General features: G+C 71.2%; 19 protein-coding genes. 14 read left to right on the top strand and 5 right to left on the bottom strand.

Going from position 1 to position 21,100, the window contains the following annotated elements; genetic code table 11:
• Positions 1 to 54: 54 nt before the first annotated feature.
• Positions 55 to 939: a helix-turn-helix transcriptional regulator gene (locus tag OG223_RS39135; RefSeq protein WP_329259307.1), complete on the top strand. Its 885-nt coding sequence runs from the start codon at positions 55 to 57 to the stop codon at positions 937 to 939.
• Positions 940 to 943: 4 nt separating this feature from the next.
• Here the strand turns inward: OG223_RS39135 and OG223_RS39140 are convergent, their stop codons facing one another.
• Both OG223_RS39140 and nac read right to left on the bottom strand, forming a co-directional pair.
• Positions 944 to 1,936: a 2-hydroxyacid dehydrogenase gene (locus tag OG223_RS39140; protein WP_329259309.1), complete on the bottom strand. Its 993-nt coding sequence runs from the start codon at positions 1,934 to 1,936 to the stop codon at positions 944 to 946.
• Between the two features lie 102 nt (positions 1,937 to 2,038).
• Positions 2,039 to 2,944, bottom strand: a complete 906-nt coding sequence (gene nac, locus OG223_RS39145; RefSeq protein ID WP_329259311.1) for a nitrogen assimilation transcriptional regulator NAC — start codon at positions 2,942 to 2,944, stop codon at positions 2,039 to 2,041.
• A gap of 328 nt (positions 2,945 to 3,272) precedes the next feature.
• Here nac and OG223_RS39150 point away from each other — a divergent pair, with 328 nt between their 5' ends.
• The 9 genes from OG223_RS39150 (at position 3,273) to OG223_RS39190 (ending at position 11,472) form a co-directional block, all read left to right on the top strand.
• Entirely contained in the window at positions 3,273 to 4,055 is a 783-nt protein-coding gene (locus OG223_RS39150; RefSeq protein WP_329259314.1) for a LamB/YcsF family protein, read from the top strand.
• Position 4,056: 1 nt separating this feature from the next.
• Positions 4,057 to 4,797, top strand: coding sequence for a 5-oxoprolinase subunit B family protein (locus OG223_RS39155; RefSeq protein WP_329259316.1), 741 nt, complete (start codon positions 4,057 to 4,059; stop codon positions 4,795 to 4,797).
• Complete coding sequence (locus tag OG223_RS39160; RefSeq protein ID WP_329259318.1) at positions 4,790 to 5,791, top strand: biotin-dependent carboxyltransferase family protein; 1,002 nt, start codon at positions 4,790 to 4,792, stop codon at positions 5,789 to 5,791. The genes OG223_RS39155 and OG223_RS39160 overlap by 8 nt, the downstream gene beginning before the upstream one ends.
• 188 nt (positions 5,792 to 5,979) lie before the next feature.
• Positions 5,980 to 7,290 carry an MFS transporter gene (locus tag OG223_RS39165; protein ID WP_329259319.1) on the top strand — a complete coding sequence of 437 codons (1,311 nt, stop codon included), beginning with the start codon at positions 5,980 to 5,982 and terminating at the stop codon, positions 7,288 to 7,290.
• 74 nt (positions 7,291 to 7,364) lie between these two features.
• Positions 7,365 to 8,108 (top strand): SDR family oxidoreductase, encoded by a 744-nt coding sequence (locus tag OG223_RS39170; protein WP_329259322.1) that lies wholly within the window; start codon positions 7,365 to 7,367, stop codon positions 8,106 to 8,108.
• 5 nt (positions 8,109 to 8,113) lie between these two features.
• The gene (locus OG223_RS39175) at positions 8,114 to 9,331 is read left to right on the top strand and encodes an aspartate transaminase (protein WP_329259323.1); all 1,218 of its coding nucleotides are present in this window, start codon (positions 8,114 to 8,116) and stop codon (positions 9,329 to 9,331) included.
• A 9-nt stretch (positions 9,332 to 9,340) separates the two neighbouring features.
• Positions 9,341 to 10,015, top strand: coding sequence for a 4-carboxy-4-hydroxy-2-oxoadipate aldolase/oxaloacetate decarboxylase (locus OG223_RS39180; RefSeq protein WP_329259325.1), 675 nt, complete (start codon positions 9,341 to 9,343; stop codon positions 10,013 to 10,015).
• A gap of 95 nt (positions 10,016 to 10,110) precedes the next feature.
• Positions 10,111 to 10,752, top strand: a complete 642-nt coding sequence (locus OG223_RS39185; RefSeq protein ID WP_329259328.1) for a hypothetical protein — start codon at positions 10,111 to 10,113, stop codon at positions 10,750 to 10,752.
• Positions 10,753 to 10,872: 120 nt separating this feature from the next.
• Positions 10,873 to 11,472, top strand: a complete 600-nt coding sequence (locus OG223_RS39190; RefSeq protein WP_443073789.1) for a sigma-70 family RNA polymerase sigma factor — start codon at positions 10,873 to 10,875, stop codon at positions 11,470 to 11,472.
• A gap of 300 nt (positions 11,473 to 11,772) precedes the next feature.
• Here the strand turns inward: OG223_RS39190 and OG223_RS39195 are convergent, their stop codons facing one another.
• Positions 11,773 to 12,264: a MarR family winged helix-turn-helix transcriptional regulator gene (locus OG223_RS39195; RefSeq protein WP_329259331.1), complete on the bottom strand. Its 492-nt coding sequence runs from the start codon at positions 12,262 to 12,264 to the stop codon at positions 11,773 to 11,775.
• A 113-nt stretch (positions 12,265 to 12,377) separates the two neighbouring features.
• On the opposite strand from OG223_RS39195, the gene OG223_RS39200 reads away from it, so the two are divergent.
• Positions 12,378 to 12,890 (top strand): YceI family protein, encoded by a 513-nt coding sequence (locus OG223_RS39200; protein WP_329259334.1) that lies wholly within the window; start codon positions 12,378 to 12,380, stop codon positions 12,888 to 12,890.
• Positions 12,891 to 12,897: 7 nt separating this feature from the next.
• Here OG223_RS39200 and OG223_RS39205 read toward each other — a convergent pair whose 3' ends face one another.
• A complete protein-coding gene (locus tag OG223_RS39205) occupies positions 12,898 to 14,574 on the bottom strand; it encodes a hypothetical protein (RefSeq protein WP_329259337.1) in 1,677 nt (558 codons plus the stop codon).
• Positions 14,575 to 14,772: 198 nt separating this feature from the next.
• Positions 14,773 to 18,816: a bifunctional nitrate reductase/sulfite reductase flavoprotein subunit alpha gene (locus OG223_RS39210; RefSeq protein ID WP_329259340.1), complete on the bottom strand. Its 4,044-nt coding sequence runs from the start codon at positions 18,814 to 18,816 to the stop codon at positions 14,773 to 14,775.
• 198 nt (positions 18,817 to 19,014) lie between these two features.
• Here OG223_RS39210 and OG223_RS39215 point away from each other — a divergent pair, with 198 nt between their 5' ends.
• The 3 genes from OG223_RS39215 to OG223_RS39225 all read left to right on the top strand — a co-directional run bounded on the left by OG223_RS39215 (position 19,015) and on the right by OG223_RS39225 (position 21,063).
• Positions 19,015 to 19,410, top strand: coding sequence for a cell division protein SepF (locus OG223_RS39215; RefSeq protein ID WP_329259343.1), 396 nt, complete (start codon positions 19,015 to 19,017; stop codon positions 19,408 to 19,410).
• Between the two features lie 82 nt (positions 19,411 to 19,492).
• Positions 19,493 to 20,740, top strand: coding sequence for an AAA family ATPase (locus OG223_RS39220; protein ID WP_329259346.1), 1,248 nt, complete (start codon positions 19,493 to 19,495; stop codon positions 20,738 to 20,740).
• A complete protein-coding gene (locus OG223_RS39225) occupies positions 20,737 to 21,063 on the top strand; it encodes a nucleotide pyrophosphohydrolase (protein WP_329259349.1) in 327 nt (108 codons plus the stop codon). Before OG223_RS39220 ends, OG223_RS39225 begins: the two co-directional genes overlap by 4 nt.
• Positions 21,064 to 21,100 lie beyond the last annotated feature (37 nt).

Raw genomic sequence — 21,100 nt, forward strand, 5'->3', positions numbered from 1 at the left:
GCCTATGCGGTTCTGTACCAGGCACGCCCGCGCCGGCCCGAGGACACTGGAGCCATGGCAGATCGCGACGCGTCGCCCCCCTCCGGTCCCTCCGGCAACGAACTGGGCGACTTCCTGCGCGCCCGCCGGGCAGACCGCGATCCGCGGCAGGCGGGCTTCCCCGACGACGGCCGACTGCGACGCGTGCCCGGGCTGCGCAGGGAGGAACTGGCGTATCTCGCGCACGTGAGCGTCGACTACATCGTCCGCCTGGAGCAGGGCCGCACCCGCCGGGGTTCCCGTGCCGTCCTGGACGCCCTGGCCGACGCGCTGCACCTCGCCCCGGACGAGCGCACCTACCTCTTCACGCTGGCCGAGGTCGCGCCGGGAGCATCCGCCCGTCCGCCCGGCCGCTCCGAAGTCGCCCCGCGACTAAGGCAGTTGCTGGACATCATGCACGACGTCCCCGCCATGGTGCTGCACCGCGGCATGGACGTCCTCGCCTGGAACCGCGCGGCCACGGCTCTGCTCACCGACTTCGGCGCCCTGCCCCCGGCCGAGCGCAACCTGATCCGGCTCACCTTCCTGGACACCGACTTCCGTGCCCTGTACGCGGATTGGCCCCGGGCCGCCCGCGAGTGCGTCGCCGTGCTGCGCATGGAGGCGGGCCGCACCCCGCACGACCCGGCACTTGACACCCTGATCGCCGAACTCGCCGCCCGCGACCCGGACTTCCGCACGTGGTGGGCCGAGCACCAGGTACGGGGACCGCGCCAGCTCACCAAGACGTACGTTCATCCGGTCGCCGGTGAACTCACCCTCGACGTCCAGCAGTTCACCGTCGACACGCACCCGGAGCAGTTCCTCGTCGCCTACACGGCGCCGCCGGACTCGCCCTCGCAGGAGGCGTTGCGGTTCCTGTTGCAGTGGGCCGGCCTCAGCAGCACTCAGGCGGGGTGAGCGTTCACCCGCCGACCGGCGCGCCCGCCACCGCCGAACTGCCGGGCAGGGGCGTACGAGCGGGCCTTTCGGCCAGCACGTCGAGGATGTTGTCCACCGCCAGGTCGACCATCGCGGCCCGGGTCGCCTCGGTGGCCGACCCGATGTGGGGGAGTGTGATCACGTTCGGCTCGGCGACCAGCGGGGACAACTCCGTTCCCATCGGCTCCCGTTCGAAGACATCGAGCCCGGCGGAGTGCAGGCGCCCCTCGCGGACGGCGTCCAACAGGGCTTCTTCGTCGACGACTCCGCCGCGCGAGGTGCTGACCAGCGTGGCCGTGGGCTTCATCGCCGCCAGCTCGCGGGCCGAGATCAGATGGCGGGTCTCCTCGGTGAGCGGAACGTGCAGCGACACCACGTCGGAGTCGGCCAGCAGCGCGGCCAGGCCCACCGAGGCCGACAGGTCGTCGTCCGGGGCGTACGGGTCGTGGTGGATCACGCGCATCCCGAAACCGTGGGCCCGGCGGGCCACCGCGCGGCCGATCTGGCCGTAGCCGACCAGGCCGAGGGTGGCTCCGTGGACGTCCAGGCCGAGATAGTCGTGCATCCGGAACAGTTCCCAGGAGCCGTCCGCGAGGCTCGCCCCGGCCGCGCCGATGCGGCGGCGGGCGGCGAGGATCAGCGCGAAGGTGAGGTCGGCGGTGGTCTCCGCGAGCACCCGGGGTGTGTGCGTGACGACGATGCCGCGCTCGGCGGCGGCAGCGCGGTCCACGTTGTCGAAGCCCATGCTGGCCAGCGCGATGACACGCAGCGAGGGGCCCGCCGCGTCCATCAGGGCGGCGTCCACGGGGTCGTTGCCGAGAGCCAGCACACCGCTCACACCCGGGGCGAGGGCGGCGAGATCGGCGGGGCCGGGCTTTTCGGTGCCGGGCCACGACACCGGTTCCGCTGTTTCGGACAGCCGGCCCAGACCGTTGCCGGGCAGGGTTCCGCGGGTGACGAGGACACGCTTTTCCATCTGCTTCTCCAGTGACGAGCCATGCTTTACCGGCCAGGTGGATCAATTCGATCGACGCTAGTCGGGGCGGTCACCGGAAACAAATAGCGGATTCCTCTGACGCTATCGGCGATCCTTATCCTCGATCAGTTCGAGGAACAGATCGTGCACGGCCAGCGCGGGCTCGGAGAGCGGCTGATTGTCCGACGTCACCAGCGACAGCTTGACCTGGATGACCGGCTCCACGATCCGCCGCACGGACAGCGAGCGGACGTCGAGGATGGCGCGCGCCGCCGACCGGGGCAGGACCGTGGCACCCAGGCCCGCGTCCACGGCGTTGACGAGTGTCAGCGCGGACTCGACCTCGCCCACCACGTTCAGCCGGAGGGACGCCTGCTGGAAGGCGGCGTCCACGACCTGCCGGATGGTGTGGATGCGGCTGGGCAGCAGCAGGGGCACGCTCGCCAGCTCCGCCAGGCGCACCTCGCCCTCTCCCGACGGCGCCGTCTCGCCGGGCGCGCCGATCAGATACAGGTCCTCGGTGCGGACGGGCTCGAACTGGACACCCCGCAGCGGCCCGGCGCCGTAGATGAACGCCATGTCCATGCGGCCCGTCATGATCGCCTCGCTGATCACGCCGCCGAAGTTCTCGTTGATGTGCAGCAGGATGTCCGGGTAGCGCTCGCGCACGCTCTTCAGGAGCGGCAGCGCGAGGGCCGCGCCCAGGCTGTACGGCGCGAGGCCCACCGAGACGCTGCCGGCGGGGGCCCGGCCGGAGACGTCGACGGCGGCCTGCGCGAGGTCCACCTGGCGGAGGATGAGCTGCGCGTGCAGGTACAGCGCCCGGCCCGCCTCGGTCGGGGCCACCCCGCGCTTGCTGCGGATGAGCAGTTGCTGCCCGAACTGCGCCTCCAGGGCGGACAGTTGCTGGCTCAGCGCCGGCTGGGCGATGTGCAGGATGTCGGCCGCGCGCGTGATGCTTCCCGCGTCGATGATCTTGATGAACGAGTAGAGACGTCTGGTGTCCATGCGCGGGGCCTTCCAGATGGAGCGAAGCCTCATCGTAGGGAGGGATCACCCCGAAACACAGCCCCGGTGAGTGGAGGGTGTGAGGGGGGTCATAGCGGTTCGCGATAACGCCAGACCGAACGCATATTGGCGATCACGCGACGGTCGGAATAAGTTGTGCGGAACAAGTCGAGCGGAGCTTCCCCACCGGAACATTCCCCGTCCACGGTTTCCGCCGTTCACGGTCTCCGGTCTCACGAAGACGTGATGGTATCCGCTTCCCGCGGATTCCCTTCCCAGAATTCCTTCCTGGAATTCCCTTTCCCGGCATTCCGATCCGGAGGACGTCATGACTCCCATGGTTGATCTCGTCGCCGACCTCGGCGAGGGATTCGGCGCGTACACAATGGGCGACGACGCGGCCCTTCTGGAGTTGCTGACCTCCGCCAATGTCGCCTGCGGATTCCACGCCGGCGATCCCCGCATCATGGACGCTACCGTGCGGACCTGCGTGGAGAAGCAGGTCGCCGTGGGCGCCCACCCCAGCTTTCCCGACCTGGTCGGCTTCGGCCGCCGCGCGATGGACCTCACGCCGGAGGAGGTCCGCACGGACGTGCTCTACCAGATCGGCGCCCTCCAGGCCTTCGCCGTCGCCCACGGCACCCGCGTGCACCACGTCGCCCCGCACGGCCGCCTGGGCAACCTGGTCGCCGTCCGCGCCGACTACGCCCGCGCCGTCGTGGACGCCGTAGCAGCCCTGGACGAGTCGCTGATCGTCCTCGCGCAGGACGGTGAACTGGCCGACGCGGCCCGGGCCCGTGGCCTGCGCGTGGGCATCGTCGGCATCGCCGACCGCGCGTACCGCGCCGACGGAACCCTTCTCCCGCGCTCCGAGCCCGGCGCGGTGATCCACGACCCCGACGAGGTCGCCCGGCGCACCCTGCGCATGGTCACCGAGGGCGTCATCCGCAGCGTCGACGGCACGGACGTCCAAGTCGCCTGCGACACCGTCCTGTTGCACGGCGACAGCCCCGGAGCAATCGCCCTGGCCGGCCGCGTCCGCGAGCAACTCCTCACCGCCGGAGTCGAGATCACCTCGCTCGACAAAGTCCTGAGCGGCAAGGAGGCTTGAGATGACCGGCAACGTGACCATCGCCGACTGCGGCGACTCCGCCCTGGTCGCCAAGGCCGTGGGCCTGGACGCCGAACCCGCCTGGCAACTCGTCCACGCCCTCGCCGACGCCCTCGACGCCGTCCGACTCGCCGGCGTCCACGACGTGGTGCCCACCTACGACGCCCTGCTCGTCGAGTTCGACTGCGCCGTCACCGACCACGCCACCGTCCGCCGCGTCCTGGCCCACGAGGCGGCCCGCCTCGGCCCGCACCCCGCGCCGACGACACCCCCGCGCCGCTTCGTCGTCCCCGTCGTCTACGGCGGCGAGTACGGTCCCGATCTGCCCGAGGTCGCCGCCCAACTCGGCCTGTCCGAGGGCGAGATCATCGCGCTGCACTCCGGTTCCGACCTCACCGTGCGCTGCCTGGGCGCACCCGCCGGAGCCCCGATGACGGACGGCCCGCCCTTCCCGAAACCCGTACCGCGCCTCGCCTCGCCCCGTACCCGGGTCGACCCCGGCTCGGTCGCGGTCGCCGGACGCCAGGCGGTCATCTGCCCGATGCCCTCGCCCGGCGGCTGGCCGCTCCTGGGCCGCACCCCGGTACGCGTCCTCGACCTGCACAGCGACCCGATCACCGCGTACCGCCCCGGCGACACGTTCCGGTTCGTGCCCATCGAGCCCCAACAGTGGGACGAATACGCGGACTTGGCCCTGGGGGACTTGGCGGACCAGGCAGACCTGGTGGTCGGGCATGGCTGACACCCTCACCATCCGCACCGCCGGCATCGTCACCGTGCAGGACCTCGGCCGCGTCGGCCGCTCCCGCTACGGGCTGCCGGCCAACGGAGCCGCCGACCAGCACTCGGCGCGCGTCGCCAACGTCCTGTGCGGCAACCACGACCGCGCCCCGCTGCTGGAGATCACCGCCCTCGACTTCGCCTGCGTCCCCTCCGGCGACATCCTCATCGCGGTGACGGGCGCCCCCGCCGACGTGACCGTCGAAGGAGTCGTACGACCGCAGTGGGAACCGGTCCCGGTCCGAGCCGGCGAGACCGTCCGCGTCACCGGTATCCACCGGGGCCTACGCGTCTACCTGGCCGTACTCGGCTCGTTCGAGGTCGACTGCCTCCAGGGCAGTTGCGCCCCCGACACGATCCTGGGCTTCGCCCCACCTCTCCGCACCGGCGACGAACTCGCCCTGCGCACGGCCTGCCCGCCCATCGACCACCCCTTCTCCCGCATCCCCCTGTTCCGCCTGAACGCGCCGGTCCCGCCCTTCCCCACCAATTGGACCATCGACGTCACCGACGGCCCCGACCGGGCCGAGTTCGGCGACACGGGCCGGCGCCTCTTCGACGCCCCCTTCACGGTCACCCCGCGAAGCAACCACATAGGCCTGCGCCTCCAGGGCGAGGTGCCCCGCCGCGTCACCCGGGGCGAGGTCCTCTCCAGGGGCGTCCCCATCGGCGCCGTCGAAGTACCCGCCGGAGACGAACTCCTCGTCCTGCACCGCGGCCGCGGCGTCACGGCCGGCTACCCCGTCCTGGCCGTAGTCACCGCCACCGGCCTGTCCGCCCTGGGCCAGGTCCGCCCCGGCCAGACCATCCGCTTCCGACACCGCACCCTCGACCAGGCGGTCACCGCCCACCGCGCACAACGCCACGCGATCGACGCCCTGAGAACCAGGGTCCGCACAGCCTTCGAGGCCCTGCGCATCAGAGCACCCGCACTTCTCAACTCAGGCCCGCTGTAGAGGGGCGCGGGGAACCGCGCGCCCAGCTCCCACCGACCCGCACACCACACCAAACCGCAACCAACACCAACAAAACCTACCCGCACCCCACTCACCCCCGCTCAACAGCTCCCGCTCACCCGCTGGAAGCACCCGCACGGAGCCGCACCACCCCTCATCCCACGCCTGCTGCCCAGACAGGAGACGCCATGAGTACCGTGGCCGCTCAGCCAGTCCCCAACACGGTCGATCCCAGAACCGCCCGCAAGGTCACCCTCGCGGGATGCGTCGGAATCTTCGCCGAGCTCTACGACAACGGCATCTTCGGCTTCATGGCCGGATCGCTCGCCGCCGTCTTCTTCCCCGGTTCCGACAACGCCGTCCAGCTCGTCTTCCTCGGCTACGCGGTCTCCTTCTTCTTCCGCCCGCTCGGCGCCGTCATCTGCGGCCACCTCGGCGACCGCATCGGACGCCAGCGGATGCTGGTCTTCGTCATCCTCCTGATCAGCGCCGCCACCGCGGCCATCGGCGTACTGCCGAGCTACGCCAGCATCGGCGTCGCCGCCCCCGCCCTGCTGATCCTGCTCCGCGTAGCGCAGGGCTTCTCCGTCGGCGGTGAGGCCTCCGGCGCGATGAGCTTCCTCGCCGAGCACGCCCCCGAGGGCAAGCGCGGCCTCTACACCAGCTACGCGCAGATCGCCTCGTTCCTCGCCCTGCTCACCGGCACCCTGGTCGCCGCCGCGATGACCAGCGGACTCGGCTCCGCGCGCATGGAGTCCTGGGGTTGGCGCATCCCGTTCCTGCTCGCCGTGCCGCTCGGCATCGCCGGCATCTACATCCGCAAGCGCATCAGTGACACCCCCAACTTCACGCGCCTGAAAGAAGAGGACGGCCTCTCCAAGAACCCCCTCAAAGAGGCCTTCGCCTCCGCCGAACACCGCCGCGCCATGCTGCTCGCCCTGTTCATCCCCCTGATGAACGGCTCCGGCTACTACGTCCTGTTCAGCTACATGCCCACCTTCATGAGCACCGAGCTGAACTTCAGCAAGGTGCAGGGCCTCCTCGTGACCGCCTCCAGCCTGGTCGCGATCTGTTTCGCCATCCCCTACATGGGCCGCCTCTCCGACCGCGTCGGCCGCAAGAAGGTCCTCGCCGGAGCGGCCATCGCGATGGCGATCGTCGGCATCCCCTGCTACCTGCTGATCGGCACCGGCAACGTGGCCCTCGCCGTCGTCGGCGCCTGCATCATGGCGGTGGTGTTCGCCGGCCACACAGGCGTCATCCACATCCTCCTCGTCGAACTCTTCCCGACCCGGGTGCGCTACTCCGCCTACGGCCTCGGCTACAACGTCTCCTCCGCCCTCTTCGGCGGTACGGCCCCGCTCCTGATGACCTACCTCATCGACCGCACGGGCAACGTCAACATGCCGGCCTTCTACGCCGTCCTCACGGCCCTGGGCACCCTCCTCGCGGTGTCCAAGGTGAAGGACCGCGCCCACCTGCCCCTGCGCGACGCCTGACCGTCCCACGCGTTCCCGCACCCGCACGCCCGCACAAAGCCCCCCACCCCGCACAGAGCAAGGAGCACCTCAGCATGCCCATCTCCGACTACAGGACGGCCCTCGTCACCGGAGCGTCGACCGGCATCGGAGCCGTGGTCGTCGAACGGCTCGCCAAGCGCGGCCTGGAGGTCCACGCCGTGGCCCGCAACGCCGACCGGCTCAACACCCTTGCCGACGAGACCGGTTGCATCCCGCACGCCGTCGACATCACCGACACCGAGGCGCTCACCGCCGTCCTCGACGGCCTGGAGATCGACGTCCTCGTCAACAACGCGGGCGTCTCCCGCACCGGCAACATCCTCACCGCCGACGAGTTCGCGATCGACGAGCAGATCGCCGTCAACATCCAGGCCGTCCTGCACCTGGTCCGGCTGCTCATGCCCGGCATGGTCGAGCGGGACCTCGGCCACATCGTCAACATCAGCTCCATCGCCGGTGTCTACAACTTCGGCGGCAACACGATCTACCACGCCACCAAGGCCGCCGTGCACACCCTCTCCCGCCAGCTCCGCGTCGACGGCTACGGCCGCCGGGTCCGCGTCAGCGAGATCTGCCCCGGCCGCGTGGAGACGGAGATCTTCGGCCGCCTCCTCGGCGACATGGAGGCCGCCCAGCGCGAGTACTACGACGGCTACGAGTCCCTGAAGCCCGAGGACATCGCCGACGCCATCGAGTTCGCCGTCGACGCGCCCCGGCACGTCAACATCGGGCACATCGAGATCCTGCCCACCTTCCAGGTGCCCGGCGGCCTCAACTTCGAGCGCAGGGAGGGCTGATCACCGTGAAGACGGCAGAGCGACTCGGCCGCATCAAGCCCTCGCCGAGCACGGCGGCGGCGCAGCGTGTACGCGAGTTGAAGAGCCAGGGGCTCACCATCCTCGACCTGACCGTGGGCGAGCCCGACTTCGACACCCCCGACCACGTCAAGGCCGCCGCGATCCGGGCCATCGAGGCGGGCGAGACCAAGTACACGCCGGTGAACGGCACTTCGGCCCTGCGCGCCGCGATCGCCGGCAAGCTCCGCGAGCGCCACGGACTCGACGTCACCGACTCCCGCATCACCGTCGGCGGCGGCGCCAAGCAGGTCATCTTCCTCGCCCTGATGGCCACGTTGGACGAGGGGGACGAGGTCGTCGTCCCCGCCCCGTACTGGGTGTCGTACCCGGACATGGTCCGCGCCAACGACGGCACCCCGGTCATCGTCGACTGCCCCGAGGCGGACGGCTTCAAGCTGACCCCGGAACGCCTCGCGGCCGCCCTCACCGAACGCACCCGCTGGGTCGTTCTCAACACCCCCGGAAATCCGACCGGATCCGCCTACACCACCGCCGAACTCCGCGCCCTCGCCCAGGTGTTGCTGGCCCACCCGCACGTCGGCGTCCTCACCGACGAGATCTACGACGAGATCTGGTACGGCGACCAGGACGCCCCGTCCCTCGCGGCCGTCGAACCGGCCCTGGCCGACCGGGTGTTCCTCACCAACGGCGTCTCCAAGACGTACGCGATGACCGGCTGGCGCATCGGCTACGGCGTCGGCCCGGCGGACCTGGTCACCGCGATCAACACCCTCCAGTCCCAGACCTCTTCGTGCCCCTCCTCCGTGAGCCAGGCCGCCGCCGCTGCCGCGCTCACCGGACCGCAGGACTTCGTCCAGGACACCGTGCGTGTCTACCGCGCCCGCCGCGACGAGACCGTGAAGCTCGTCAACGACGTTCCCCGGCTCGGCTGCACGATCCCGGACGGCGGCTTCTACCTCCTCGTCAACTGCCAGGACGCCATTGGGCAGTTCACCCCCGCCGGGACCCGGATCGAGAACGACGAGGACTTCGCCCGCCACCTCCTCGACAGCCGGCAGGTGGCGGTGATCCACGGAACCGCGTACGGCGCCCCCGGCTACTTCCGTATCTCGTTCGCCACCTCGACGGACATCCTCACCGAGGCGTGCGAGCGGATAGCGACAGCGTGCGCCGAACTGACGTCCGCCGCACCCTCCGCCTGAAAGGTCGTCATGATCCGCGTCAGCACGAAGTTCGACCGGCCGGAGCCGGCCCTCGTCAAGCAGCTCAGCGCCTTCTCCTCGGCGACCATCCACGAGGCACAGGGCCGCCTCGGCGCACTGGACTCGGCCATCAAGCCGGTCGACCGCACCATGTCCCTGTGCGGCCCCGCCTTCACCGTCCAGTGCGCACCGCGCGACAACCTCATGCTCCAGACCGCCATCGCCTACGCCCGGCCCGGCGACGTCGTGGTGGTGTCCGCCGGCGCCTACGAGGAAGCGGGCTCCTTCGGCGACGTCCTCGCCAACGCCTGCCAGTCCAAGGGCCTCGCCGGCCTGGTCACCGACACGGGCGTCCGCGACACCGAGGACCTGCGCGCCCTGGGCTTCCCGGTCTTCTCCCGCAGCGTCTCCATCAAGGGCACGGTCAAGGAGACCGTCGGCCCCATGTGCGAACCGATCACCGTCGGCGGCGTACTCGTCCGCCCCGGTGACATCATGCGCGCCGACGCGGACGGCGTGGTCGTGGTCCGCCGCGAGGACGCGGCCGAGGCGGCCGCCGCCTCACAGGAACGGATCGACGCCGAGGCCGGGTTCATCGCCGCGTACCGCGCGGGCAGGACGGTGATCGAGATGTGCGGCCTCGCCCCGGTGCTCGCGGCGAAGGGCCTGGTCATCGAGGAGTAGGACCGGCCGGCGGCAACCGCCACCGCTGAGTACCGCGCCCGTGATTTCCGTACCCCTCGCTGACAGCCGGGTTCGGGATGCCAGGATGAGGCGCCATGACGGCAGGGTGGGGTTCGCGCGCAGTACGGTCCGCGGTGTTCGCGGCCGTCTGTGTGGTGCTCGCCGCCCTGGGGCACGTCCTGATGTCCGGCCGCCACGTACCCGCGTGGGCACTGGCCGCCGGACTGGCCGCGACCGGTGCGGCCGGCTGGTCCCTGGCGGGCCGTGAACGCGGCCTCCCGCTGATCGTGACCCTCGTCGTCGCCACCCAGGCCGCCCTCCACTCGGCGTTCTCCCTGGCGCAGCCCGCGACCGGGCAGCAGATGCCCATGGACATGGGGTCGGCAGACATGGGCTCCATGCACATGAGCGCCACGGACTCCATGGATATGGCGCATATGTCGGTGAACCCCACCGACGGCGGCACGTCCTCGCTCGGCATGCTCACCGCCCACCTCCTCGCGGCCTTCCTCTGCGGCCTGTGGCTGGCCCACGGCGAGCGCGCCGCGTTCCGTCTGCTGCGGGCCGTGGCCGCACGTCTGGCGGCTCCGCTACGACTGCTGCTCGCGCTCCCCGCTCCGCCGCACCGTCCGCGTTTCCGGCCGCGCCGCCCCCGTTCCGACCGGGCGCCGCGGCTGCTCCTTCTCGTTCACGCGATCACCTCGCGGGGTCCGCCCCTGGGGACGGCTGTCGTCTGACGACAGCAGGCACCCCGGGGCCGCTCGTGCGCGCCCCGGGCCCCGGCCGTACCCCCGCGCCGCTCCGGGCGCCGCAGGACGGCCGGCTCCCCTTTCACGGATGACCGAGAAGGACTCCAGGTGATCACTCCTGCCCTGCCCGCGCCGCCCGATTCCATGGAGTCGAGCGACGAGTCGCTGACCAACTGGGCGCTCGCCGCCCGCCACGGCGACCCCGCCGCCGTCGACCACCTCGTGCGCGCCCTGCACCGCGACGTCCTGCGCTATGTCGCCCACCTCTGCGCCGACCCGCAGGCGGTCGACGATCTCGCGCAGGACACGTTCCTGCGGGCGCTCGGCAGCCTGCACCGCTTCGAGGGCCGCTCCTCGGCGCGTACCTGGCTGCTGTCCATCGCCCGCCGCGCGGTGATCGACAGCTACCGCCACGCCGCCGTCCGCCCCCGCCTGTCCGACGTCCAGGACTGGCAGCTCGCCGTCGAACTCGCCCAGCCCCAGGGCCTGCCCGGCTTCGACGACGGCGTGGCGCTCCTCGACCTGCTGGCCCTGCTCCCGGACGAACGCCGCGAGGCCTTCCTCCTCACCCAGCTCCTCGGCCTGCCCTACGCGGAGGCGGCGGTGTTCGCCGACTGCCCGGTGGGGACGGTCCGTTCACGGGTGGCACGCGCCCGGGCGACCCTCCTGGACCTGCTGACGGACGGGGGTGTCCCGGCCGCCCGATGAGGGGCGCGCGACCAGCGGTTCAGGACGGCGGCAGCGGGACACGCCTGCCGCCGTCCTGCCGGTGAGGCGTCGGGTCCGGCGGCCCGGTACGGCCGCCGACTCCCGTCGTCCGCAAGGCGCCCGCGGTGCCCGGCCGCGACGACAGCGGTGACCCCGCCGGGCGGATCCGGACGGTGCCGCACGACGTCCACGCGAGGATCGGCGGCGGGTCAGCCGGACATCGACCGCCAACTCCGTTTCGCCGTCGAGTAATTGGGCGAAGCCCGGTCGCCAGGGCCGAGCCGGACCGGCCGGTGGGCGTCAGTTGGCCGCGAGATCGGGGAACAGCGCGGTCAGCGCGTCCCGTTGCTCCCGTCCCACGAACTGCACCAGCCCCCGCTTGACCGTCTCGGCCAGTGACTCCGAGGCCTCGCGCAGGAGTTGGCGGGCCTTGTCGGTGAGGGCGACCTCGATGCCGCGCTTGTCGCCGCAGACGGACTTGCGGGTGACCAGCCCCGCGTGCTGGAGACACGCGATCTGATACGTCAGCCGGGTCTTGGGCCGGCCCAGCAGCTCCGCGATCCGGGTCATCCGCAGCCCCTCCTTGGGCTGCTCGGCCAGCAGGCACAGCACCAGGAACTCGTCGTGCGAGACGTCGAGGTTCTCCTTCACGACCGAGCGCAGCTCCTGTTCCACCGCGCCCGTCGCTGCCAGCAGCAGCATCCAGGCGCGCAGCTCGGGCGGAAGCAGCCCGTCGCCCCGCAGGGAGGGACATTCGGGCTGGTCGGCAGGGCGCTCAACAGGGTCGGCCATGGTGCCGAGTCTACCTGTTGTCCAATTTTGGAGGAGATGGTTGTCCAGATTTGGATAATGGGCTAGCGTGAGGCTCATTCAAATTTGGACTACCCGAACCAGTGGGAGAGATCATGACCGTCGCCGTCGAGACCGGGGTGTGGCAGCTCGACCAGGCCGCCTCCACCGTGGGCATCAGCCACAAGACGATGTGGGGCCTGGTCAATGTGAAGGGCACGTTCGGCACCTTCAGCGGTCAGGGCGAGGTCCGGGGCGACGGCTCCGCGGTCGGCACCCTGACCCTGGGCGCCGCCTCCCTGGACACCAAGAACGCCAAGCGCGACAAGCACCTGCGCTCCGCCGACCTGTTCGACGTCGAGAAGTTCCCGGAGATCACCTTCGCGGTGCGCAGCGCGGAGCTCACCGGCGACACCGTGCACGTCGTCGGTCAGCTCACCGTCCACGGCATCAGCCGCCCGCAGACCTTCACGGCCCGCCTCAAGGACGCGACCGGCGAAGCGCTCACGCTGGACGCCGAATTCACCGTGGACCGGGACCAGTTCGGCCTGGGCTGGAACCAGATGGGCATGCTGCGCGGCCTGACCACCGTCACCACCACGCTCCGCTTCCTGCGCACCGCCGCCTGACGGACCGTCAATCCGGGAGCCGCAGCCGGATGTCCGAGCTGGACAGCGTCTGCGGAGTGGCGGTGAAGGCGCGCACCCGGATCCGGACCTGCTTGTGCGGCAGGGTGAACGTCCCGCCCGGCGGCCGGAGTTCGATGGTCTCCGTGCTGTGCGCGGGCAGCGTCGCCGGGCCGCCCACCTGGGCCCAGAACCTGCTCATGCCCTGGCCCGTGGTGAGCGTGTAGTGCGGGGTGAGCGCGGTGCCGGACGCGTTGGTCACCTGGATCGTCAGCCGGGTCACGACCGTGGGCACCGCGCGCCGGACTCCCGTGAGTCTCATGGTCATCGGCGGTGCCCCGGTCGCCGCCACGGCGGCGCTCGCCAGTGCGGGCGTGACCAGGAGCACGGCCGCCGCGACCCTGGCCCGGCGCCGGCGCGGACCGGACAGCAACCGGGGGCGCGGCTGCCACGCGGCACGGAACTCGGCGATCGGCGCGGTGACCGCCGAAGCCAGCCACAACGGCGTCATCAGCAGGTAGTAGCCGTCCTGCGAACGCGTCGCCAGATAGAACGCGCACCAGGGCAGCACGGTCGCCGCCGGCCCCAACCGCCGTACGAACAGCACGAACACGGCCAGCAGCCCCGCCGCCAGCAGCATGCTCGCGTGGGAGTACCAGTCGAGCCGGTCGCTGCCGTTCGTGAAGTACAGCGAGATGTCCACCAGGCCCTGGCCGTGCACCACCGCGCCCTGTGTCAGCGGCAGCGCGATGCCTCGCAGCCAGGTGCCCGGCTCGTGCACGATGAAGTACGTGTTGATCAGCAGCCATACCGTGACGGCGACCCCGACGACGCGCAGCAGCACCAACCCGGCCTGCCGGGCGCCCAGTTCACCGCGCCGCACGGCGTAGATCCCGGCGAGCAGGAACGGCGTGAGGAACCAGGGGAGTTGCTGCGCCGCGCAGGCCGCCCCCAGGCACACGGCCTGGGCGATCCCGGCGCGGCCGAGTCGGCCGCCCCTGCCGATCCTGGGCCAGCGGATCACCACCGGCACCAGCAACGCCATGGCGAGCACGGCGGGATAGCCCTGACGGCCGTAGGTGGGAAGAAGGCCGAGGCCGAGGCAGGCCATGGTGGCCGCCGACCGCCACTGCACGGGCAGCAGCCGCCACATCAGGATCGCGGCCGCGATGAGCGCGCCGGTCGCGACGGCCGTCGCGGGGGCACCGCCGTGGCCGATCCACAGGAGGGGCGCCGTCAGGAGCGTCTCCAACGGCGGGTAGCCGTACGTGTAGTCGTAGCCGCCGGTCACCGTCGGGGTGAGCGCGACACCCTGGCCGGAGTGGAAGAGCCAGGGCCAGGGTTGGCCGTAGATCGGGTGTCCGGCGACCAGTTCCTTGGCGGCCTGGGTGGTGAGGACCGCCTCGTCGCCTCCGGTGTGGAACACGGACCACGCGGCCAGCGCCAGCAGGACCGCGGTCACCAGCACGGCGAGATCGATCCGGGCCAGCGAGCGAGCCCGGCGGACCACCAGGGTCAGCACCCCGCACACCAGGATCGAGGCGTAGCAGAGGCAGACGGCCGCCGCCACGACGAGCCGGTGGCCGGCCGCCTGCGTCCACACCGGGCGGACGCCGATGAACAGACTGATGTCGGCGAGCAGGGTGAGGATGCGGTGCCACTGCGCGGGAGGTTCCGGGGCGGACACCGCCGACTGTGTCCGCCGGCCGGGTGTCACCTGTTGCGTTTCTGCCAAGTGCACGGCACAGGACGCTAATCGCACCTGGTGAGCCGGGTGGGCGAAGTCCTGATGATTAGGGTGTGAGACCGGTAAGAAGGCCCCTTCGTGGTCTAAATGGGGCAAACTCGAACGGCTTTGTTCAACCGGCCGTGGCCATCAGTTCATTCAGTAAACATCGCGCACATACCGCTTCGCCGCCGCCAGTTGTTTCACATACGCACTCGCCTCGGCCTCGTCCAGCCCGCCGTGCGCGACCGCGATGTCACGCAACGCCCGGTCCACGTCCTTCGCCATCCGCGAGGCGTCCCCGCACACATAGAAGTGCGCACCCTCCCGCAGCCAGTGCCACAACTCCGGCCCGTGCTCCCGCATCCGGTCCTGCACGTACACCTTGGCGCGCTGGTCACGGGAGAACGCCGTGTCGAGCCGCGCGAGGGTGCCCTCGTCCAGCAACTCCGTCAGCTCCTCCTCGTAGTAGAAGTCCGTCGCCCGGTGCTGCTCCCCGAAGAACAGCCAGTTCGGCGCGGGATGCCCGAGCGCCCGCCGCTCCTGAAGGAACCCGACGAACGGCGCGACCCCCGTGCCCGGCCCGACCATCACCATCGGCGTCGCCGGATCGGCGGGCGGCCGGAAGTGCGGCGAGCGCTGCACGAACACCGGCACCCGGGTCCCCGCCTCGGCAGCCACCTCGACCTCGGCATCGGCCAGGAACGGCGAGCAAACCCCGCCGCGCGGGCGCCCGTTGACACTCTCGAACCGCACCACCGACACCGTCAGCGAGACGCTCTGCGGATCGACGAGCGGGCTGGAGGAGATCGAGTACAGGCGCGGCTGAAGCTTCTTGAGCACCCCGGCCCACTCCTCGGCCCCCGCCCGCACCGGATACTCGGCCAGCACGTCCACCGCCTGCCGCCCCCAACTCCACTGCGCCAGCCCGTCCTTGTTGTCCGGCCGCAGCAGCCTGCGCAACTCCCGGTCGTCCCGCGTCCGTTCGGCCACGAAGCGCAGCAGATCCGGGGTGATACGGGTGATGTCCAACTGCCGTTGCAGTGCCTCGCCGAAGGTGGACTCTCCAACACCTTCCAGTTCTACGACCGTTGAGGCATCGGTACCAGTGGCGGTGAGCCACTCCTCCACCAGCGCGGGGGAGTTGACCGGCCGTACGCCCAGTGCGTCACCGGCCTCGTACGTCAGGTCGGTGCCGCTCGTGTCGAAGGTGAAGCGCCGGACCTCCTTGTCCGCGCCCGGCCGGCTGAGCAGCCGGTTGCCGACGAGACGGGCGGTGACGGGGGCGGGCTTGGGGGTGCGGCGCGGTGCTTCCGGGACTTCGGGGTCGGCGCCCAGTGCCGTGATCACCTGGCCCAGCCAGGCGTCCGCCGACGGCTCGAAGTCCGGCTCGCAGTCCGTGCGCGGGGCCAGCCGCACCCCGCCCAACTCGTCGAGCCGCGCGTCCAGCCGGCGCCCGTGCCCGCAGAAGTCGTCGTACGACGAGTCGCCCAGGGCGAGCACCGCGAACCGCACTCCGTCCAGGCGCGGCGCCTGTTCACCGGTGAGCGTGTCCCAGAAGCCGGAGCCGTTGTCGGGGGCGTCGCCGTCGCCGAACGTGCTGGTGATGAAGAGGAGATCGGCGTCGGCCGGGAGCGTGCCGAGGTCGGCCTGGTCCATGGCGACCAGCAGGGCCCGGTGCCCGGCCGAGCCCAGTTGTTCGGCGGTGGCCGCCGCCAACTCCTCGGCGTTGCCGGTCTGCGAGGCCCACAGGACGACGATCTGCCGCCCTGCTTGTGGCTGTTGTACGGGAGTGGTCGTCGACCTCGAATACATCCCGGCGAGAACACCGTTGACCCACAAGGCGTGTTCGGCACTGAACGGCGCGTCCGGCGGAAGCGTCGGCACGCCCGGGGCACCGGATTCGATACCCGCGAGGAAGCCGGCCAGGTAGAGGCGTTCCCGCGAGGTGAGGACGGGCGGCGGGGCGGGATCAAGTCCGAAGGGATTCCCGCCCGGGGTCACCGAGGCCGGCACAAGCGCCTGCTCCGGAGCCGGTGTCGGAGCCGCTGCCGGTGCCGCGCTCGCCACCTTCGCCAGCGACACCGCGCACACCTTGAACTCCGGTTGGAACGACACCGGATCGACCGCGTCGTTCGTCACCGCGTTGACGCTCAGATACTCGCCGAAGAGGTCGTTCCAGTGGAACGGCGCGAAACAGCCACCGGGCCGTACCCGGTCGGTCACCACGGCCGGCAGCACCGCCCGCCCCCGCCGCGACGCGACCTCCACGGAGTCGCCCTCCGCGATCCCCAACTCCCGCGCGTCCAGCGGATGCAGCTCCACGAAGGGCCCGGGGTTCAGCTTGTTGAGCTTGGCGACCTTGCCCGTCTTGGTGAGCGTGTGCCACTGGTGCTGAAGGCGTCCCGTGTTCAGCACGAACGGGTAGTCGTCGTCGGGCAGCTCGGCGGCCGGCAGGTGCGGCCGGGCGTGAAAGACGGCCCGCCCGCTGGCCGTCGGGAACCGCAGCTCGCCCCCGCCCACGTACCGGATGGGGTTGCGGTCCGGCCCGTCCTCCGCCGCCGCCGGCCACTGCACCGGCGCGGACCGCAGCCGCTCGTACGTCACCCCGCGCAGATCCCAGCCGGTCACCGGGTTCCAGAACTGCCGTATCTCCTCGAAGACTTCCTCCGCGCTGTCGTAGGAGAAGCCCTTCTCGTACCCCATCGCGCACGCGACGGCCGCGATGATGCGCCAGTCGGCCGTCGCCTCGCCGGGCGGGTCGACGACGGGGCGGGCGAGGGTGAGGGTGCGTTCGCTGTTGACGAGGACGCCCTCGGACTCGGTCCACAGGGCGCCGGGGAGGACGACGTCGGCGTAGGCGTTGGTCTCGGTGTCGGTGAAGACGTCCTGGGTGACGACGAACTCGGCTGCTTCGAGGCCTTCGATGACGGTCCGTCGGTTGGCGACCGAGGCGACCGGGTTGGTGCAGATGATCCAGCAGGCCCTGATGTCGCCGTCGGCCATCTTCCGGAACATCTCGACGGTGCCCCGGCCGACGCCGTCCGCGCGGATGGTGCCGGGCGGCAGGCCCCACACCTCCTCGGTGAACTCCCGTTCCGCGTCGACGAGTACGGACCGCTGGCCCGGCAACCCCGGTCCCATGTAGCCCATTTCACGGCCGCCCATCGCGTTCGGCTGGCCGGTGAGGGAGAACGGCCCGCTGCCCGGACGGCAGATGGCGCCGGTCGCGAGATGCAGGTTGATGAGGGCGTTGGTGTTCCACGTCCCGTGCGTGGACTGGTTGAGGCCCATCGTCCAGCAGCTCATCCACTCGCCCGCCTCGCCGATCAGCCGGGCCGCCGTACGGATGTCGTCCTCGGCGAGACCGGTGAGGGCGGCGACCGTGTCCGGCGCGTAGTCGGCGAGGAAGTCGGGCAGCGCCTCCCAGCCCTCGGTGTGCGCGGCGATGAACTCCGGGTCGGTGTGCCCGTTCTCGTGCAGCAGCCGCAACAGGCCGTTCAGCAGGGCGAGATCGGTGCCCGGCGCGATCTGAAGGAACAGGTCCGCCTTCGCCGCCGTGGCCGTCCGGCGCGGGTCGACGACGATCAACTTGGCGCCCGCCTTGACCCGTTCCATCATCCGCAGGAAGAGAATCGGATGACAGTCGGCCATGTTCGAGCCGATGACCAGGAAGACATCGGCCCGCTCGAAGTCCTCGTACGAGCCGGGCGGCCCGTCCGCGCCCAGCGACGACTTGTAACCGGCGCCCGCACTCGCCATGCACAGCCGGGAGTTGGACTCGATCTGGTTCGTCCGCACGAACCCCTTGGCCAGCTTGTTCGCCAAGTACTGCGCCTCCAGGCTCATCTGCCCGGAGACGTAGAAGGCGACCGCGTCCGGCCCGTGCTCGTCGACGATCTTCCGCAGTCGCCGCGCGGTCCCGGCGATCGCGTCGGCCAGCGGCGCGGGCACCGGCTCCGCGCCCCGCTCGTCCCGCACCAGCGCGCCGGTCAGCCGGCCCGGTGCGGTGAGCATCTCGGCCGTGGTGGCGCCCTTGGTGCAGAGCCGGCCCGCGTTCGCCGGGTGCGCCTTGTCGCCGGACGCCTTGAGGACCGTGGGCCTGCCGTCGGGACCCGCGCCGATGTCGAGCAGCATGCCGCAGCCCACACCGCAGTACGAGCAGACCGTGCGGACCCGCTGCGTCTGGAGGCTCGTCGTCATGCCGTCGACCGTACGAATTGCCCGTTACGCCGATGTCACGCGGCTCGATCATGAGGGGTTACGCCCGCTGCACAACCGGCCGGGGGCCGGTGTGAGATGTGCCCGATCTTGTCGCGGAGTGTGTCGCTGTTGGGCCGAACGGGTGACAGTGCGCAACAATTGCCGTATGCAGACTGCCAGCGCGACCCAGGACGGAGCATGCCGGTGAACAGCCACGATGTCACCGACGAACAGTGGGAAGGGCTCGCCCAGGTAGTGCCGCTGCGGGGGCGCGACGCCTGGCCGTCCGCCGTGAGCCACCGTGCGATACCCGAGGTCGAGACCGAACCGCGCCGCCGCTTCGTCGTCCTGCGGGTGAACGTGTTCGGGGACGCGCGCGAGGTCGCGGAGACCCTCATGGCGGGCATCCCGGTGCTGCTCGACCTCACGGGCGCGGAGACGGACGTCGCCAAGCGGGTGCTGGACTTCAGCACCGGTGTCGTCTTCGGCCTGTCCAGCGGGATGACCCGCGTCGACCGGAACGTGTTCCTGCTCACACCGCCCGGGACGGAAGTGCGGGGGCTGATGGAGGGGGCGGGAGTTCCGGGTGTGTGAGGTGAGTGTGCCCGTCGCTCGATCGTAGGAAGGTCCTCGGGGCGGAACGGTTCGCCTGACGGCGGAGGCCTACGGTCCGGATATGACCGTGTCAGCACAGTCGCCCCAGCCGCACCATCCCTCCGCGTCCTCCCGGCCGTCCGAGTCCGTGCCGCCGCAGGGGCGATCTCCAGAGGCCGCCTCGCCCCGGACGAACCCCGGGTACGTCGAGGCGTACCCCGACCGGCCGCACCTCACCGAGCTGCGGCTGTCGGCGTTCGCCACGCACCGGGGCACCGGATTCCCGCTCGGGCCGCTCACCCTCCTCGCCGGGCCCAGCGGGTGCGGCAAGACGACTGCGCTGCGGGCGTACGAGGCGCTCGCGCGGCTCGGTGCCGGGGGCGAGGTGGGGGAGGTCTTCCCGGACCCGGCCGGTTGTGTCCCGGAGCGGGCCCGGCCCGACGCCCAGCATCGGCGCGGGTTCCGGATCGGGTGCACCGCGGACGGGCCCGAGGGGCCGGTACGGCTCGACGTCGCCGTCCAGGCCGAGCCCGAACTGCGCATCGTGGGCGAGCGGTTGACCGCCGGCGGCCTGGTCCTCCTGGAGACCGCGCTGCGCGATCCCTCACGCCGCTCGGTGCAGGCCGCCTGGCACACGGCGGGTTCGTCGCCGGTCACCCGCGCACCGCTGCCGGACGACCGGCTCGGCACCGCGCTGCTGCCGTTGCGCGTCGCCGGCAAGACCGACGGACAGCGCCAAGTCCTCGCCGCCGCCGAGCAGATGGTGGTCGCCCTGCGCTCCGTCTTCGCCTGCGATCCGGCGCCCGAGCGGATGCGCGCGGCCGTGCCGATCGGCGACGGGCGGCTGCTGCGGGACTGCGGCAACCTCGCCGACGTGCTGTGGCGCACCCGGGCCGAGTGCGGGCGCCGGCACGGGCAGCTCGTCACGGCGGTGCGCGCCGGCTGCGCCGGACCCGTGACGGACCTCCTCGCGGAACCGCTGGGCGACGGCCTGCTCCGCGCGGTGCTCGACCGGGGCGACGGCCTGCGCACCGGCTTCGAACGGCTCGGGGACGGTGAACTCCGGTACGCGGCACTGGCGTTGGTGCTGCTCACCGGCCCCGGCGTCCTGGAGGTCGACCCGCCCGGCGAGGTCCCGGCCGCGATGCAGACCCTGACCGTCCTCGCCGACGGCCTCGACCGGGGAGTGGACGTACGGCAACGGGCCGAACTGCTGCGGCTCGCGGCGCGGATGTGCGAGCGGGGGCACATCCGGCTGGTCGGCGCGGTGAGCGACGCGTCCTGGGCCGCGCGGATCGACGGGGTCACGGTGGTACACCTGGACCCGTGACAGAACATCTCGACGTGGCGAAACTGCAGCGCAGACTGGCCGAGTTCGCGGCCGCGCGGAACTGGCAGCCGTACCACACGCCCAAGAACCTCGTCTCCGCGCTCAGCGTGGAGGCCTCCGAACTGGCCGAGATCTTCCAGTGGTTGACCCCCGAGGAGTCGGCGCGGGTCATGGACGACGCGGACACCGCGCACCGGGTGCGGGACGAAGTCGCCGACGTTCTCGCGTACTTGCTGCAACTGTGCGAGGTGCTCGGCATCGACCCGCTGACGGCGCTGGACGCGAAGATCGACCGCAACGAGAGCAGGTTTCCGCGGTCGTAATGGACAACTTGGGGGAGCGAGCGCGTCCATTTTCACT

The organism is Streptomyces sp. NBC_01478, assembly GCF_036227225.1.
Taxonomy (GTDB): Bacteria; Actinomycetota; Actinomycetes; order Streptomycetales; family Streptomycetaceae; genus Streptomyces.